Origin of the sequence: Cytobacillus sp. Hm23, assembly GCF_051842895.1 — a bacterium.
In the GTDB taxonomy this organism is placed as follows: Bacteria; Bacillota; Bacilli; order Bacillales; family SM2101; genus Nanhaiella.
In genome coordinates this window covers 18,093-37,363 of the sequence record NZ_JBPXRQ010000009.1, presented here as the reverse complement: position 1 = coordinate 37,363, position 19,271 = coordinate 18,093, and the positions used below count along the sequence as shown (strand labels likewise).

Genomic DNA, 19,271 nt, shown 5'->3' with positions numbered 1-19,271 from the left:
ATGTCGGTAATAGCATGAATTAGTATGTTGGACGTATTGCCATCTTGTATTATTAATATATAGATTGATAGGGGAGAGCATTTCTTTCCGAACTTCATATATAAAGGTGATAACATGAAAGAAACCATTTTAGGTATAGACGTATGTACGCACACGTACGAACAGCTTATTAATGAATTAATGTACAACATAGATCAAAACAAAAAATCGTTTATCGTTGCGATTAACCCTGAGAAAATTATGAAAGCTCAAAGCGACCAATCGTTACAAGAATTATTGAATCATGCCACATATCAAATTCCTGATGGCATTGGTGTTGTTCTTGCTTCGAAAATTAGAGGTGGCCGCATTAAGGATCGAGTAACAGGTATAGATATGATGCTGAAGCTGTGTCAGGAAGCAACTGAGCAACGTAAAAACATATTTTTATATGGTGCGAAGCCAGGGGTTGCTGATCAAGCAAAGGAGAAACTAGAGGCTAAATTTCCTGGAATCCAAATTGCGGGTACACTTCATGGTTATGAAAAGGATGAAGAGGTCATTATTAAAGCAATTAATGATTCAAAGGCAGATATCGTATTTGTTGCACTAGGCAGCCCAGCACAAGAAAACTGGATCGTTAAACATATGAATGATCTTCATCCAACAGTGTTTCAAGGAGTAGGTGGTTCTTATGATGTTATATCAGGTAACATCAAACGTGCCCCTAGCACTTTTCAGAAACTTGGGTTAGAATGGTTTTATCGTCTATTGAAGGAGCCATGGAGAATAAAGCGTCAATTATTGTTGCCAATGTTTTTATTAAAGGCGGTAAAAAAGTAATTTTTTGTAGAATTTTTTTGATTCTTGACTACTTAAATTATTTCATAAAAAAAGCGTGAAACTAGGACAAAAATCATTTGTTATTGAAGCGTTCGAGTGGTAATATATACTTGTAGGATCTATTTGTTCCTTTTGCTTTTGAGAATATAATATCTCGGTTGGTAGCCCAGTGAGAAAAGCGCCTATCCTCGGATGGGCGTTTTTCTTTTCAGCAAGTAATTGATCCCTTAATTTGTTAAGCTGGTTAGATATGAGTTTACATGGGTCATAACATCCGAGAATGCTTCACCCCAAATGCACTTTAACATGGCTTAGCTTGTTGTTATTGTTACTAAGAACGCTCATTGTAGGCGTGATTAGGAAAAACAACAATCATACACGAGCCAGCCTTTGTCATTTGGGGTTTTATATTTATAGAAGGTTATCCATACTGACAGTTGGATGAGTTTTATGATAGCTTAATTTTTATATGCATGGACGCTATGTGTATACGTGTTTATATATGAACGAGAAGCAGCAATCCAACATGATAGAAAAAAGTTCACCGTCGCTTTTAATAGGCGACGGTGAATGTTAGTTGTTATTTATTTTGTTGAGGGATGTATGCCTTCCATGAACTTAAATCGATGTCTTCTTTTAATAAAAGTGATGAAGGGAAGATAAATGTCCACGGCTTACTCGTATTCGCTTTAACTTGAAACGAATCTAGTTCAAAGCCTCCTTTGGCAATAACTTCGCCTGAAGCGTCTTCAACGATCAATGGCATCTTTTGAAAGGTTACGTCCTTGTTGCTACCATTTCGGATCAGCATAGTCACGTGCAAGCTATTGTCCTCTGTCTGTCTTCCTTGTAATGACATGAAATTAACTTCACCTTCTTTTGGAGCAGGCGTTTGTTTAATTAGTTGTTGAAGCTTCTCTTTATCTTCATCTGCTAAGCTTTTTTCCCAGCTTTCTTCTAAATCTAGTGCATGTGGCTTTTTAATTTCAAATGCTAGCTTCCAACCAACACTAGGTAACTCTGAAGCTGTAATAAAACTATCTTCGAAGATAAATTTCCACGGTCTACTACTCTTTGCAGGGATTGCTCCTAATGCGCTGAGGTCAAACACTTTGCGAGCAAGGTTTTCACCATTTGGCCCAAGTAATAATAAAGGCATGTCCTTCAAATCGATCGGTCTGTTTAAGCTATTGCGGACAAATGCAGTAACAGCAGTACCTTTCTCCTCTTTTTTTAACTCTATTCCCGATATTGATACTTGATTTTCCTTTAATGGTGGCAGCTCATTATTAAGGAACTGAAAATAGTATTTTTCTTCTACACCGATATTTGATAAAGGATGAAAGCTTAGTTCCGTTGTCACTGCAACTCCTGCTTGAGAAGTGACGTTACCACCAAGCACATCACCTGCATTAACCGTACTGTCTTTACCTTTTTTCTCTGGTTTACCCTTCTTCTTAAAAAAAGCCATATTATTTATTCCTCCTAATTGCTTTATCACTTAAAGCGATGGGGGTCAGACCCCCTTAGCGACTTCGATGATGAGCTGGCCAAATTGGTGACTCATGTTACGTTCCAGTTTGTGGAACATGATCGTAAATAGTTCAAGACCTTCACGTTGGTATTGGCGCATTGGGTCTTCTTGACTATAATGTCGTAACCCGACACCTTCCTTCAAGCGTTCCATTGTATCAATATGCTCTAGCCAAAAGTGGTCTGTGACAGAAAGAAGCGTTCTTTGGACAACAAATCTTAGCTTTATGTTGTCTTTATGATCTTCAAGTGACTGAACAAAGGCTTCATACGCTTCGTTAACGATGTCACTTACTTCACTACGGTCAGAGATGTCCTGTGGGAATGATACGACATTTTCACCAAATACGACGTTTAAGTCAGCTGCAAGCTTAGATAACTCCCATTCCTCAGGCACTATATCTTCTATACATGTTTGCTCAATTTCATGCTCAATATAAGAAGAGATCATTGGAAGTGTGAGCGATATTGGATCATCTGTATGAAGAATTTGATCTCGCAGATCGTACACTGTATTACGCTGCTCATTCATAATGTTATCTAGCTTTAAATTATATTCTCTAATTGAAAAGTTACTACCTTCGCATATGCGTTGAACACGCTCAACGAACTCATCAACCTTTTTATTCGTGAGTAAGCCGTCCTGATCAGCATCCACAGCTTTTTGTAATTTCTCTAGCTCTTTCTTGGCAAAGCGATTGAACATATCATCCTCTAATGATAGGAAGAACTGTGAACAGCCTGGGTCACCTTGACGCCCAGAACGACCTTTGAGCTGATTATCTATGCGGCGTGCTTCATGCTTCTCTGTACCAAGTACATATAATCCGCCTAGCTCTTCAACACCTTCGCCGAGCATGATGTCTGTACCACGTCCAGCCATGTTCGTTGCAATCGTTATTTGATCTTTTTGCCCTGCTAACGAGATGAGTTGAATCTCTTGCTCAATACTCTTAGCATTCAGTAGCTGGAAGTCTAAGCCTTCCTCTTTCAAAAAGTCAGCAACCTTTTCTGATTGTAAAATGGATGTCGTACCTACTAAGATTGGTTGCCCTGTTTGATGGATGCGTTTCACTTCGTTTGCAACAGCACTGTATTTATCATTAAGTGTTGCATACACTTTATCTGATAAGTCTTGACGTTGGATCGGTTTGTTCGTTGGAATTTGGACAACGTCCATACCATATAAATCTTGAAATTCCTTTTCTTCTGTTTTTGCTGTACCCGTCATGCCTGACATTGTTGGGTAGAGCCTGAAATAGTTTTGGATCGTTACAGAGGCTTGAGTTTTGTTCTCTTCAGTGACCTCTAACCCTTCCTTCGCCTCAATAGCTTGATGAAGTCCGTTGCTCAAGGAGCGTCCTTCCATTGGGCGACCTGTAAACATATCAACTAATAAAATTTTGCCTTCTTTGACGATGTAGTCAACATCTCGCGTAAACATTACAGAAGCGCGTAATGCTTGGATGACATAATGATAAAGTGTTTGATGCTCAAGGTCATACAAATTGTCAATGCCGAAGCCTTGTTCAATTTTTGAGATGCCATCATCAGATAAATTGGCTGTATTCGTTTCTTCATCAAATACAAAATCAACATCTCGTACAAATGTTTTGACGATGCGAGCACACAAATAGCTAAGGTCTGAGCTCACACCAGTTTTCCCTGCAATGATCAGTGGGGTTTTCGCTTCATCAATTAACACGCTATCTACTTCATCGATAATGGCATAATGGTGCGGTCGCTGCACACGTTGAACAATATCAAAAACCATATTATCACGGAGGCTATCGAAACCAAATTCGCTACCAACACCGTAAGTGATATCTGCTTCATAAGCTGATAGTTTTTGATCAGGAGTGATCGTCGGTACATTTAAGCCAACGGTAAGACCGAGAAACTCATGGATTTTTCCTATTTGATTTTGGTCACGTCTAGCTAAATATTCGTTAACAGTGATGACGTGAACACCTTTACCTTCTAATGCGCGAAGATAACTAGGAAGTGAGGCAACTAACGTTTTACCCTCACCTGTAGCCATTTCAGCTATGTTTCCTTCAGTAAGAACAAGTCCACCGATTAACTGAACATCGTAGTGGCGAAAGCCAAGTACGCGCTTGGCAGCCTCTCTTACAGTAGCAAATGCTTCAACCTGAATGTCATAAATCGTTTTGCCATCAGCAAGCTGGGATTTAAATTCAGCTGTTTTTGCCTTTAGCTCTTCGTCTGTTAAAGCTTCAAAATCGCTTTCTAACGCATTTATTTGTTCAACTAATTGATAGTATTTTTTCAACTGCTTTTCTTGTTTATTATTTCCAAGTACTTTTTTTAAGTACGTTAACATGTAATCTCTCCTTAACCTCTAGCTCAATATTTATGAAGGGTATAAGACTACCAACATGATGAGTGGATTTCTGAGGAATCTTCTAATGTTTAACTATATTTTGTTAGAGTTGAATTTTCACATTAAATGTTTGAGAAAATTTTCACTAGAAACAGTATATCATTGTTTTCTTATACTTTCATCTCATGAATTATACATGTTTTAACAATGTTTTCCTTATAGTGGCTGTTCGAAAAGTCCATGAAAAATGACTATATGCATAAGCTTGACACGGTACTCTGATCCCACGTTGACGATTGGACGCGTCACAAGCTAACAATATTTCCTTGCATAGAAGTGCTGATTTAATATGCGTATGATATACAACACTATTCAGAAATGTATCAAGATTACTCAGGTCACTTTGTGAATATCTAACCGACTTGTTTTGAACTTTTTCCATCTAAAACTTCTATTTAACGGAAATGCTTAATAGTTTAGTAGTGTTGATAATAAAAATATGGCTGTTTTCGTATTGTTGTTGTTTTGCGTACTAAGATATGTGCACGTATACATCTAGCGTTCTTAGCATCTTTTCTACTTTCATAATGATTAAGTTCTCATAAAACATTGTTAGTAAAAATAGCAACAAAGTTTACGAAAAGAGCCAAAAATATTTACAAGGGGGAAAAGAAACAATGAAAAAATGGCAACAACAAGCGTTGTCACTTGGGCTGGCATCAACCTTGCTCATGCCAAGTCTAGCTTCCGCTTCTACGACGGTAGATAGCGGACAAGCAATGACAGCTAAACAGCCGGTAGACGTATTTAGTCACTTAAATGGTACAGAGAAAGAACAGCGTATGCTGGCATATGAGCAGCAACAAGCGCAAGAGCAAATGAGTGATGATACACTAGTTATCAAATATAAGAATAAGCTATCTGACAAGGTACATAGTCGTGCGGGAACGAGGGTGACACGATCGATTCCTTCGCTTGGCTATGATGTCGTAAAGTTGAAAAAGGGACAACTTCTTGAGGATACGATGAATTTCTATGCCTCTCAACAAGGGGTAGTAAGTGTATCGCCAAGTTATAAATATGAAACACTGAGCAATGATGTAGATCCGAAAGTGAGCAATATGTATCATCTCTCACTGCTACAAATGGACAAAGCATTAAGCCTAGCTGGTGAACACGATGTAACTGTAGCAGTTGTAGATGCTGGAATTGATGTGAATCACCCAGAGCTAATAAACCAAATATTAGCACCATACAATGCTGTCGATCCAGCTAATCAAGGTGTGACAGACATCCATGGCACACATGTATCAGGCATTATTGCAGCTGAAAAAAATAATGGCATTGGAGGCTACGGGATAAACCCTCGCGCGACGCTTATGCCTATTGATGTGTTCGGTGGAGAGTTTTTTGGCAGTGATTACATTATTGCTGAAGGCATCTTGTATGCGGTGGAAAACGGAGCAGATGTTATTAATATGAGCTTAGGTGGCTATATGTCAAGCCCGATTATGGAGGAAGCTATCGAGAAGGCAATTGATGCAGGGATCGTAGTCGTTGCAGCCGCTGGTAACAGTGCGACTGACGAGTATCATTATCCTTCAGCAATCGATGGTGTCATTAGTGTTGGAGCAACAAATAGCGCAAATGAGCTCGCTGATTTTTCAAATTATGGGCCTTCTGTAGATATTGTTGCGCCAGGGGAAGGTATTTATAACTCAATCTATGATGCAGCTAAGAACGGTTCTTCCTTTGCCGCATTAGATGGTACATCGATGGCATCACCGATTGTGGCAGGAGTTGCTTCACTTATTTTGTCAAAGCATCCAGACTTAAAGCCATACGAGGTTGAAGCAATTCTTGAGCGCACAGCGATTGACTTAGGGACGGAAGGCTATGATGCAACGTTTGCTCATGGCTTGGTCAACCCTGTAGCAGCATTGCAATACGATATAAGCCACTTACCATCCCTAAGTGAATGGGATAACGCCAAAGTGTTAGCAGAAGGTGAAGCGTTAGCAGTTACTGAAGAAGGGGTGACGATAAATGGTGCGCTCACTTCACCTGAGGAAATAGATTGGTTCAAGCTAGATGTTCAAGCTGGACAATCGGTACAAACGACGTTAACGATTCAAGAAGACTATGATTACGAGCTTCAATTACGCTTCTATTCAGCAAATAGTACAGAGGCTACTGACATGATTGAAGTGAATGACGTATTAGCTGGTGGAACAGAGGGTGAGTTATTTACGGCGAGTGAGAATGGTACGTTGGCAATAGGAATTACAGACGTAAACGGGAATTACAGCCTACAAGGTAAATCCGCATACGAAGTGACAGTTCAGCGCTACAATGAATTACATGAAGATGGCGTGACACAAGATCAACCAATCACTATAGCATCGCTTCCTTTTAATAGTAGTGAAGAGGAAGTTGCGCCATTTACGTTCTTACCAGAACTAGATGCTGACGGTGACATGACGGCTGATCAAGACTATTTTGCATTTTCCGTTACAGAACCACAAATTATAAATGTAGAACTGTCAGCTTTAGCAGGCATAGATTCCTCTATTAGTGTATACTTTGCAGATGATTTTAACCGAGAAATTCCAGCAGGTGTTCCAGAAGAAGAGTATGGTTATTATGAGCCATGGCCATTTGAGACAGCAAACGAAGGACGTACAGGCGATGGAGAAATCCTTACATTTGAAGCGATGCCAAATATAGCATATATAATAGAAGCTTCTAGTGAAGCGAGGTTTAATTATTTCTACTTTGACCCATTCTTCTTTGAACAAACGAGTGAGGACGTTCCTGCCTCTGCGCTGCCTTATAACATTACAGTCGAAACGCTTGAACTACCAGCTGATGAAGATCAATATCCGATCATGTATGACATAGAATTTTTCGGAATAGAAGCAACGACTTCAGAAGAAATGAATGAAATGAAGAAAAATGAAATAGAAAAAGATCTCATTATAGTATACGAGGATGAATGGCGAGAATTTGCTGAGGAAGATGTTGATTATTTATTGGCGTCTGCACTTCCTTTCAGTATGAATGATATTACAGAAGGATACTTCCAATCTAGCTTTGATCAAGATTTCTACTCATTTACAGCTGAAAAAGATGCTGTATATCAATTTGCGGTTAATCAAACAAAGTCAATGATGCCTCGCACGATCATTTATGAATATGATGAAGAAGATCACGACCTTTTTCGCATAGGATCATCGATGTACAGTACAAATGGTATGCCTGAAACGAAAACGACGATTGCACTAGAAGGTGGGAAGCAATACTTCATCAGTGTACAAAATAGAATGTATCGCCCAGCTAAGGATGCATATGAATTATCAGCAAAAGTGTTAGTCGAAGTTCCGTTTGATGCAAATGAAAAAAATGATGAAACGATACAAGCGACAGTATTACAACAAAATGAGCCAGTTCGTGGACATTTCATTTTGCCGAATGATATTGACACATATTATTATAAGCATCGTAGCCCAGATGAAATCCTAGGCTTTACATTGCAAGCGAACCCATTATCTATGGAAGAAAAAAAGAACTTACCGATGGAATTACAAAATCCATTAATGGTGTATGCTGAAATTGTTGAAGATACGAATGGCAATATGTTTATTGATGAAGAAGAGATAAGAAAGTCACGCTCCTATTGGCCTTATTTCTTTGCAGATACAAATTTAACAGGTTCATTCAAAGCGCGAGAAAATGTAGGCTATTTTATCCTTACAATGAATGATAGCTGGTTCGGCTTATCAGTGAAGTCATATGATGTGTCACTTAACAATTTAAATAGTCAAGATGAAGATGCACATTCTGTTGTCACGAATAACATCCCTTCAAAACCGCTTGCTTTAACGAAGCATGAACAAGCATATGAAGCAACAGGCTATTTTAACACAGGTGTCGACTTCGGTGATAAGGACTTCTACGAATTTAACGTAGCAAACGACGCAAACTTTGATATGTCACTCAAAATACCAAAAGGCATTGATGGTGTTATGACGATTTACAACAGCAACGGAGCCACTGTTGCGGAATTTGATCATTACGGTGATGGTGACGAAGAACTGTCAACTGTTTCGTTGCAACAAGGAATATACTATGTTGAAGTGAAGGATGTACACTCAAGGTATAGCAATGAACCATATACACTGCGTATAGTAGAAGCAAAAAACTAACGAAAAAAGAGCTGGCTCTTAATTTAGGGTCAGTTCTTTTTTGTAAACAAAGTGGAAAATCATGCAAATTCATAGAGTCATATGTTATAGTAATATATGTATAATAATGGCACTATATATAATTCATAGATTTATTACTAGATTTATGAAACTTTTCTATTCTATTTGTCGTAGTATTTAAAGAAGGAACACTTCAAAAGGAGGAAAAATCTATATGAAAAAATGGAAAAAATCAGCATTGTCAATAGGGTTGGCTGCAACGCTAGTCATGCCTAGCTTTGCAGCAGCCTCGACGACTGTTGATCATGTACAAGCTTTCAAAGATAGAGAACCGATTAATGTCCTTAATCAATTGAATCTTACTGACAAAGAACAGCGCTTACTAGCATTAGAGCAGCAAAAGGATGCTAATGATCTAGTAAGTGAGGATACACTCATCATTAAATATAGCGAAAAGCTATCTAGTAAACTACATAATCGAGCGGGGATGCAAGTTGTACGTTCATTCCCATCACTAGGCTATGATGTAGTGAAGCTAAAAAAAGGTCGCAGCATGGAGGAAGCATTACGTTCCTATTCATCTGAAGCTGCTGTAGTCGGTGTGACGCCAAGTGTTTCATTCGAATACCAAGAAATAGCAACTACTGACCCGAAAAAAGATAGTATGTATCATTTATCATTGCTTGAAATTGATGAAGCGTTAAGTCTTGCTGGAGAGCACGAAGTGACGGTTGCGGTAGTAGATTCAGCTATCGATGTCGATCATCCAGAATTAAAATCGAAAATATTACCTCCATACACTGTTGGTGATCCTGCTACAATAGCAACACCATATGTTCATGCTACACATGTTGGTGGAATTGTTGCAGGTGAAGCGAACAATGGTGTTGGTGGCCATGGAATTAATCCAAATGCAACGATTATGCCTGTAGATGTATCTCAGTTAACTGATTATGCGATTGCTGAAGGTATTTTATATGCGGTTGATAATGGAGCAGATGTCATTAATTTAAGCTTAGGGTTCTTTTACCCAAGTCCAATCGTAAAGGATGCTGTTGAGCGAGCAATTGAGGCAGATGTTGTTGTCGTTGCTGCGGCTGGTAATTACAGTACAGATGAGTACTTTTATCCGGCAGCATTCGAAGGGGTCATTGGAGTAGGTGCAACAAATGATCAAAATAAACTTGCAAGCTTTTCGAACTATGGCCCATCAGTTGATATTGTTGCTCCAGGGGAAGATGTTTATAACTCAACATTTGACCTTATCAAAGGTTCTTCTTTTGGTAATTTAAGTGGTACATCCATGTCATCACCTGTTGTAGCTGGTGTCGCGTCACTTATTTTATCTAAATATCCAGATTTGAAGCCTTACGAAGTAGAGGCAATCTTAGAAAGAACAGCGCTAGACTTAGGTGATGTAGGCTATGATACAAAGTTTGCACATGGGTTAGTGAACCCAGTAGCTGCATTGAAATATGATATTAGTCAATTGCCAGAGCTTAATGAATGGAACGATGAAAAGATCTTAGCAGAAGGTGAAGTTGTTGCCTTAGTTGAAGAAACCTTTATGAAAAAAGGGAAGCTGACATCGCCTAAGCAAGTTGATTGGCTAAAGGTAGATTTAGAAGCCGGTCAATCATTGCAAACTGTACTAGATATTTCAGCGGATTATGATTATAAAATGGAGCTTCGATTCTATCCAGAAGGAGCTATGGAAGCTAGCGAAACGCTTGATGTAAATGCATTATTTGCTGGTGGTGCAGAAGCGAAGCTATTTACAGCAAGTGAAAAAGGAACACTTGCAATAGGAATTTCGGATGTTAATGACAATTATAGCTTAGGAGGAAAATCCTCTTACGAGTTAACAATGCAACTTTTTAATGAACTTTATGAGGATGGTGTGACAAAATACAGTCCAGTAGCCATCACATCACTTCCGTTTAATAGTAATAAAGTTGATGTAGCACCGCTTACATTTTTACATGTTGATGAAAATGGTGAACAAGTAGCTGATAAGGATTATTTCTCTTTTTCAGTTGAAGAACCTCAAATGATCAATATTGCATTGTCTGGTGTAGCGGGCATAAATTCTTCATTAAATGTTTATTTTGCTGAAAATTTCTACATGGAGATTCCGCCAGATGTGCCAGTGGAAGAATATTTCTTCTATGAGCCGTATCCAGTGGAGTTTGCAAATGAAGGCCTTGCGGGAGATGGTGAATCATTAACGTTTGAAGCAATGCCAGGTATGGAATATGTAATTGAAGTATCAAGTGAACCACGCTCAATGTTTTCTATCTATGACATCTTGTTTGGATTTGGGGTAATGTTAAATGAAAGCACAGACGTACCAGCGTCGGCACTTCCATATGAAGTGACGATGAAAACTGTCGAGATACCTGCAGATGAGGACGGCTATCCGATGATCCCGCAGTTTGACGAAGCGCTAGCAGTAGCTATCTCAGAGGGTACGGAAGACATCGACCTCAATCAATATTTAGAAAATAAACAAGCAGCTATTGAAGATGAGTTATTCTATATGTTCGGAGGCTCGTTTAGTTATTTTTCTGAAGAAGAGGTAGACCAAATTTTAGCATCAGCATTACCATATAGCATTGGTGACAAAGCATCAGGCTATTTCCAATCTAGCTTTGACCAAGATTTCTATACGATAACACCTGAAAAAGACGCGATATATCAATTTTCATTTGATGACGCGAATACAATAAGACCTATGTTAGAAATTTTCGAATATGATGAAGAAGCGCATGAGCTATACCCACTAAATATTTTTGGTTTTGGTTTTGGTATGGAAGAATCAGGTACAACGATTGCACTAGAAAGTGGCAACACGTATTATGTTAGTGCGCGAAATGGAATGTATCGTCCTAGTGAAGAAGCATATAAGCTCATTTCAAAAGAAATATTAGAAGTACCTTATGATGAAAATGAAAAGAACGATGAATTAATTCAAGCAACAGTGTTACAGCCAAACAGTCCTGTAAGAGGCCAATTTATTCTGTCTGGTGATGTTGATATGTATTATTACAAGCATCGTAGTGCAGATGTGAATTTAGGGTTTGATTTAACAATCAATCCATTATCTAACGAATTAGAGAGTACATTACCTACTTCTGTGAAGAACCCGTTAATTGTATTAGCTCAAATTGTTGAAGATACAGATGGAAATATGTCCATAGATGATGATGAAATTAGTAGGTCTATTCCATATTATCCGTATTCATTTGAGGGATTATCTGGTTCCTTCGAAGCAAAAGAAGATGTTGGCTATTTTATCGTAACGATGAATGATAGTTGGTACGGCCTATCAGCTCAATCATATGATATTTCGGTCAATCAATTGAACAGCCAAGATGAAGACGTAGCAACAGTTGTAACGAACAATATTCCGTCAGAGCCACTTCAATTGACGAAAAGTGACCAAGGGTACGAAGCGACAGGTTACTTTAATGCAAATGTTGACTTTGGTGATAAAGACTACTATGAATTGAACGTCGAAAGTGATGCAACATTTGATGTCACTCTTGACATGCCTGAAGGAATAGACGGTGTCGTAACTATCTATAATAGTGATGGCTTAGTTGTCAAAACGCTTGATAACTACGGTGCTGGTGACCAAGAGATGGCTACAGTTTCACTATCGACTGGCAAATATTATTTTGAGGTGAAGGAATTTAGCTTCAAATATAGCAATGAACCGTATACGCTACGCGTATCGATGGGTGAATAATACTGTATAACGAGGAAAGCCTAGTTTACTAGGCTTTCTTTTGATATTAACAATATTGTTTTTTCAAACGGTTAGTTAATCAATTTAGTAGCGTGAGTAAACAAATGCTCGAGTAAATACATAGTTTCAAAGATAAAGAGATTAGTACATATTGCTTTAATACATTAATGCGTTGGGGGTCAGACCTCAGGAGGTATAAGGAATGAAAAAATTAGTGTCGGCTGTTTGTGTTTCTTCATTAATATTAGGTGCATGCTCACAAGTGACTACGTCTGCACAGACGATGCCGTCAGAAGCGAATAACACAGGTGTTGAAGAAGTAGCTGAAGTGAATGGACCATCAATTGTTGAAATGAAGAAGCTTCTATGGGAGGTAGCTGTTGAGAAAGGCATTCCACCTGAAATATTGAAGGCAGTTGCCCAAACTGAATCAGCGATGAAGCAGTTTAATGCTGATGGTAGTCCTTTTATTTCACCTGATGGTGGTATTGGACTTATGCAAATTACGTTAACAACGGCTCAAATCGATCAAGGTCTTTATGATATGGAACGGTTAAAGATTGATACGCGCTACAATATTGAAGTAGGTGCAGATATCTTATTAGAGAAAAAGAGCTTTGATCTACCTCTTATTAATGAGAACGATCCAACAACAATTGAAAGCTGGTATTTTGCAGTAATGGCATATAACGGCTTATCGAAGCGCAATGATCCACAAGAGGGCAAGAGCGCCTATCAAGAAAGAGTGTTTGATGAGATTCGAAATCGTAGTGGGCTGTATTTGCTAGAAACACCTGCTGTTGAAATTAATTATCCAGACCCTGATCGCCCTGAGCTGATGAGCTTTCCAGATAAATCTTATCAATGGGATGGAATGTCAACACAATCCACTCAGCTTTTAAGCAAAGGTGATACAGCTTATACATATAATCATGTATATACGTATTCGAATATGCGTGATGCTGCTGATGGGGAGGTAAGTGGCAAAGCTCTTCACTACACACCGTTACAAATTGTTGATGGACCGTTTGAAAGTACGAATGAAGCAAATCATTACGTGTTTTATCAAGTAAAAGGCAACGGCATTGAAGGGTTTATTTCTTCTGGTAACCTTATAAAAGGTGATGTCATGATTTTTCCAGATATCGAAGACCCTGATACGGCAGCTGCAGTAGCGTTTTTACAACAGCGACAAATTATTAATGGCTATCCTGATGGTACGTTTAAGCCAACGAATCAATTAACGCGTGGGCAAGCTGCAGCGATGTTAACGAGAGCACTTGACCTTCCACTACCAGAAGGCTATGTGATGAAAGCGACAGATATGAGCCAAGGTAGTGACTATTACGATGAAATGTTACTTATGGAAGCACATGGCTTAATGGGTAAGGGTGGAGAGCTTCGACCGAACGAGTCATTAAAACGAGCACAAATTGCTTCCATCCTTGCACGTGCGTATGACCATGTTTACGGTGAGGCAGCCACAAATATAGATTTCTCAGATGTGAACGAAGCTGAAGAAGCATATGCTTCTATTAACCTCTTAGCGAATAACGACATAGTTGATGCAGGAGCGTTTCGTCCGTGGGAGAATGTTACACGAGCTGAGTTTTCGTTATTTGTTAAACGCACAATTGAAAAAGAGGAGCGTAAATAGTTTAGCGTTAATTAAAACATAAGTACCATAGTACTCACAAAGTCTAGTTGAAATTTACTAGGCTTTTTCTATTATTTTCGTATCATGTGAAAGTGTAGTAGAATAATAGCAACTACATATGAATGTTCAAAAGGTCTAGGAAAAATGATTGTGGAATAAACTTGAACAGGGTGTTCGGATCTGGACGTTTACTATTGACGTTGCAGCTATTAGTAGGACTACTTGCACACACATTGCTGATCCTATGTTTGCATTAATGTAGCGGAACTTAGTAGGACTTCCTTAATACGTTGTACTCGAATGTATTAGACATAGGAGTAAATTCCTCGATACAAAGGAGCGATTTTGCTTCGCTGTATAGTCATCTGACTCCAATGGTCAAATAACTACGCCGCTTTTTTGTCCTCCTTGTTGAACAAAAATTAACAAAGGCTGTTTTTGCATACGTTGTTGTTTTCAAACTAAGACATAAATACATATATATACAGTACGTGGGATCTTTTCGTCTGTAAAATGCTTAGCATGTTATAAAACTATGTATATATGATCTAATATCGTAAAGATAGCAACTAAGTATGAAAGAGCCTTTTAAAAAAAGAGGGTGTAATGAAGTTGAAGAAGCTACTAAGAATCACGTTCGTGTCATCACTATTAATGATCTTCATGACAGTACATGCGGAAGCAAAAGTATTTGATGAGACGACGACTACAACAGCAGCACAATTTCAATATGAAGACTACTATACGATTATCCAAAGGTATGAAGGAGCTAGCGGAGTTACAATTGAGAGCTACAGTCCGAAATGGAAATCTGTCGATCAGTTACGTCAAGTCGAACAAGAGCTACTTCGTAATAAGCACGGGGAAGAGTTTGAGCTATTAGAAAAGATCGTTATTTATCCAGATTATCCTGCTGGTGTAGATGTAGTCGGCCAATATTACGCTCAGTATCAATGGGGTACGGAATGGAAGCTACTACCAGAGCGTAAAATCGAATTGTATGGTGGAGATGATTACACTACGGTTAGTGACATCGCCCATACGTTATCACATGAATACGGACATCATTTCAGCTTTTATCATTTAATAGAAGGAGAAAATGAAAAACCTGCAAATTGGAAAAATAGTTCGTATGCAGAAGCACGTCAGTTATCTAAAAATTCAAACGCCCATTCTGATGGGGTTGGAGAATACATTTGGAGTTTAGCAGAAATCTTTGCTGAAGATTATGTGCAGCTGTTTGGTTCTGAGCTTGCGATTAAAAACCATGCGCAAATGAATGGACTTATTGACACACCCTTTGACCAAATTGCAGCACAACAATATTGGGTCGATAGGCTAGATGAAAGCGAGTATAGTGTTCGTGAACCTATTCAACTAGATTTATTAAACTATGAAGAAAATACATTTGACTCTGCCTATTACAATATGGAAATGCTCGTATCGTCACAAGGAGAGCAAAATATTTATTTAATTGGTCAAGATCGAAACGGGGAGTACATCCCTGTCACTGTTGATGAGATCGGAAATGATTCACAACTGCCTACATGGTATGACCCTTTTGAGCTAGAACCAGAGCAGTCATGGGTATTTGATAGTTATACATTTGATGAAGTGAAATTTTTCGCACGACAGCATGAGCAACAAGGATTTAATCGGGGCTCAGAAACACTGTATATTACGTACAATAATATAGAAGAAAGTAGAACGACACCAGAGCAGCTAAACATACAAAAAGTGTTATCAACAGCAAAAATTAAAGAATTACTTACTGAAGCTGCAACGAAATATGGCATTCCTCCTGAAATTTTAAAGGCGATGGCATATGTTGATACAGGCATGAAGCAATTTGATGATGAAGGCAATCCGCTTGTCGGTGAAGATGATGGCATTGGTCTTATGCAAGTGGTGCTTTCTGAGGATGAGATGATTGCAAAAGGTATTGATCGTTCAAAGTTAGAAACAGATACGCAATACAATATCGATATCGCTGCACAGCTACTGAAGGAAAAATGGGAATCAGCAAATATACCGACCATTAACGATCATGATCCAGCAGTCATCGAACATTGGTATTTTGCGTTAATGGCTTATAACGGCTTGTCACAACGAAATGATCCAAGCATTAAACATCAACAAGCACCGTATCAAGAACGTGTATTTGATGTTATTCGTCAAAATAGTTTAGTAAACGTCCAGGATATCCCTTCAATTGAAGTAGAATATGAAAATCCAGATGAACCAGATGAACTGAGTTTCCTAGCTCAGCATTATGAATGGGAAGGGTTGGAGACAAAATCAATGCAACAATTTGAGGTATATGATTTTGTGTATACGTACCAAGACGATTTAACTAACACAACTATTTTTGATGAAGTAGATGGAGAAGTTATTGCCGAGCTTACGAACTATTTTCCGTTACAAATTATTGAAGGTCCTTTTGAAAATAGTGATCCGTCCGACCATACTTCCTATTATGCGACATACGGAAATATAATTTATGGATATGTATCATCATCGCATATTAAACAAGGCGAAGTGTCTGTATACCCAGATATTTTTGACATGGAAATTGCATCTGCAGTAGGACATTTACAGCTAAACAACATTATTAATGGTTATACAGATGGAACGTATAAACCAGATGAATCATTACTACGTAGGCATGCGGCAGCTATCTTTGTCCGAGCGTTAGGTTTGACGCTACCAGATGGCTACGAAGTGCAAGCGACTGATATGCAGCAAGGAGATATCGGTTATGAGGACATGGTGATAGCTGAAGCTCACGGCTTAATGGGTGTAGGTGGCGCACTTCGTCCAAATGAACTATTAACGAGGTCACAAATTGCATCTATGCTCGCACGTGCATACAATGAATTATATATACCTGTTACGGACAATATGCCGTTTACAGATATTGATGCAGCTTATTGGAACTATGAAGATATTAATCTGTTAGCATTTAACGGTATTATTAACGATCCGACATTCCGTCCAACTGACTTTGTAACACGTGCTGAATTTGCGTTGTTGTTAAGTAGGACATTATTAATAGAAGAAAAGTAACTGACTTATCATAAATCCTCGCTCGAAATGAGCGAGGATTTATTTTTTTGCATAATTGAAGACGAGACTCATATACTAGTACAAATTGTACAACCTTATGTGAAATAGTTACATAGACAGAAAGGTTTGTGTTGTTACAACAAAGGCTGTTTTCGTACTGAGATATAAACAGATACACAACTAGAGTTCGTGGTATCTTTTTTCTTTTCTAAAATGATGACCAACCTATAAAACTGTTTCTATAGCTACATAGTATACGAAAAGAGCTATAACAAAAAAGCGATACTCTCGGTCAAGTATCGCTTACAAGCTTTTAAAAATATGTAGTAGTTAACTAAATGGTAGCATGTCGTGTTTTTTATGTCTGAACACTTTGATTAGTATAATGCTCGATATAGAAATGCCGCAAACTGTGCACGGTCAATTTCTTCAGTTGGACGGAAGTTATTATTCTCGTCCCCTGTGGAGATACCTGCAGCAGCTAGACGTTGAATTTGGTCATATGCCCAGTATGAGCTATCTACATCTGCAAATTCAACAGGCGTTGATGCTTCCTCTAATGAGAAGGCTTTTGTAAACCAAACGGCTAATTGCTCTCTCGTAAGTGCAGCATTAGGTTGAAAGTTATTTGCGTCATCGCCAGTAATATAGCCTTTGTCCTTAAGTGCATTAATTGCACCAAGTGCCCAATGCTCTGTAGACACATCATCAAAACCTTTTTTACGGTTATTCATGTCTAGCTTCAATGAAACTGCTAATAGTCCTGCAACCTCTGCTTTAGTAATGACTTGGTCTGGATGAAAATAACTATCTTCCATACCTAACAATAAATTATCATCTGCTAATGTTTTAATTTCTTCATACGCCCAAAATGATGAAGGAATGTCTTGGAAGATGCCAACTTCTTTTTCATAAGAAAGCATTCGCTTTGCACCTAAATATCGTGGGCCCCAGTAATATGGATCTTCTAATGAAGAAACTGAAATACCGTTTGTGGAATCAGCGTGAATAAATTTGCTGTTTCCTATGTATATACCAGAATGAGAAGCACCAGGCTTATATGTTTCAAAAAAGACCATGTCACCTATACGAAGGTTTTCCTTTGCAACGGCTGTACCAGTGTTATATTGCTCAGCAGTCGTTCGTGGTAATGAAACGTTAACTTGGTTAAACACGTGTCGTACAAATCCAGAGCAATCAAAGCCACTTGCATCTGTGCCACCGAACTTATACGGGACACCGATATATTTCTTTGCTGCTGGCATGAGTACATCGTAGTTTTGCTTATCTGCTGCAAAAGAAGTTAAAGAATTTGCAAAAAATACGAAAATAAATGTAACTATTACGAAAAAGGAACGTCTAATAATATAAATCACCTCATTAATGGTAAATTCTTGTCCGATTGATAAATTTCTACACTAAATTCAGATTATCATATATATCTACTGATTTACTTTACAGTTTTGTAACAAAATAAGAGAATATGTCCGGCAATTGTTACATATAGTAAGAGATCAAGAGAGAAACCATAAATTACTAGTATACGTGAATTGGAGGAAATCATACTATAAACTGTCATTCTCTATACAATAGAATAAAACTCCTTTTTTAAGCTTTCTTCCTCTAATAAACTTAAACCAACCTCATACCTTAAGAAATGGTAATAAGTAAAACTTACTAAAGATATATTATAGAACATAGAGAACATTGTAGTAAAAATTGGTAGCAAATTTACATTTTATTTTCAAAAAACGCTAAAAACTGTTGCAAAATGTGACAAGTCTTGTAAAATAGTAGTTGGGAGATTGTTCTCCTAAACAGGAAAAAAATGTTGGCAGGAATTCGTTGACATTTGTTCCTGAAATAATTATACTAGTAGTTGTTTATGATTAA

At 38.2% G+C, this 19,271-nt stretch carries 8 protein-coding genes; 5 read left to right on the top strand and 3 right to left on the bottom strand.

The window, feature by feature from the left end; genetic code table 11:
- Window positions 1–114: 114 nt before the first annotated feature.
- A complete protein-coding gene (locus tag ACSVDA_RS07325) occupies window positions 115–822 on the top strand; it encodes a WecB/TagA/CpsF family glycosyltransferase (protein ID WP_485882063.1) in 708 nt (235 codons plus the stop codon).
- Between the two features lie 580 nt (window positions 823–1,402).
- Here ACSVDA_RS07325 and ACSVDA_RS07320 read toward each other — a convergent pair.
- On the bottom strand, window positions 1,403–2,293 hold the full coding sequence (locus ACSVDA_RS07320; RefSeq protein WP_485882061.1) for an accessory Sec system S-layer assembly protein: 891 nt from the start codon (window positions 2,291–2,293) through the stop codon (window positions 1,403–1,405).
- Between the two features lie 45 nt (window positions 2,294–2,338).
- The gene (secA2, locus tag ACSVDA_RS07315; RefSeq protein ID WP_485882060.1) at window positions 2,339–4,699 is read right to left on the bottom strand and encodes an accessory Sec system translocase SecA2; all 2,361 of its coding nucleotides are present in this window, start codon (window positions 4,697–4,699) and stop codon (window positions 2,339–2,341) included.
- A 677-nt stretch (window positions 4,700–5,376) separates the two neighbouring features.
- Between secA2 and ACSVDA_RS07310 the strand changes: the two genes are divergently transcribed.
- From ACSVDA_RS07310 to ACSVDA_RS07295, 4 genes are all read left to right on the top strand, one after another.
- Window positions 5,377–8,904: a S8 family peptidase gene (locus ACSVDA_RS07310; RefSeq protein ID WP_485882058.1), complete on the top strand. Its 3,528-nt coding sequence runs from the start codon at window positions 5,377–5,379 to the stop codon at window positions 8,902–8,904.
- A gap of 214 nt (window positions 8,905–9,118) precedes the next feature.
- Complete coding sequence (locus ACSVDA_RS07305) at window positions 9,119–12,655, top strand: S8 family peptidase (RefSeq protein ID WP_485882056.1); 3,537 nt, start codon at window positions 9,119–9,121, stop codon at window positions 12,653–12,655.
- A 202-nt stretch (window positions 12,656–12,857) separates the two neighbouring features.
- Complete coding sequence (locus ACSVDA_RS07300) at window positions 12,858–14,312, top strand: S-layer homology domain-containing protein (RefSeq protein WP_485882055.1); 1,455 nt, start codon at window positions 12,858–12,860, stop codon at window positions 14,310–14,312.
- A 606-nt stretch (window positions 14,313–14,918) separates the two neighbouring features.
- A complete protein-coding gene (locus ACSVDA_RS07295) occupies window positions 14,919–17,378 on the top strand; it encodes an S-layer homology domain-containing protein (RefSeq protein WP_485882053.1) in 2,460 nt (819 codons plus the stop codon).
- 377 nt (window positions 17,379–17,755) lie between these two features.
- Here the strand turns inward: ACSVDA_RS07295 and ACSVDA_RS07290 are convergent, their stop codons facing one another.
- The gene (locus tag ACSVDA_RS07290) at window positions 17,756–18,754 is read right to left on the bottom strand and encodes a C40 family peptidase (protein ID WP_485882052.1); all 999 of its coding nucleotides are present in this window, start codon (window positions 18,752–18,754) and stop codon (window positions 17,756–17,758) included.
- Window positions 18,755–19,271 lie beyond the last annotated feature (517 nt).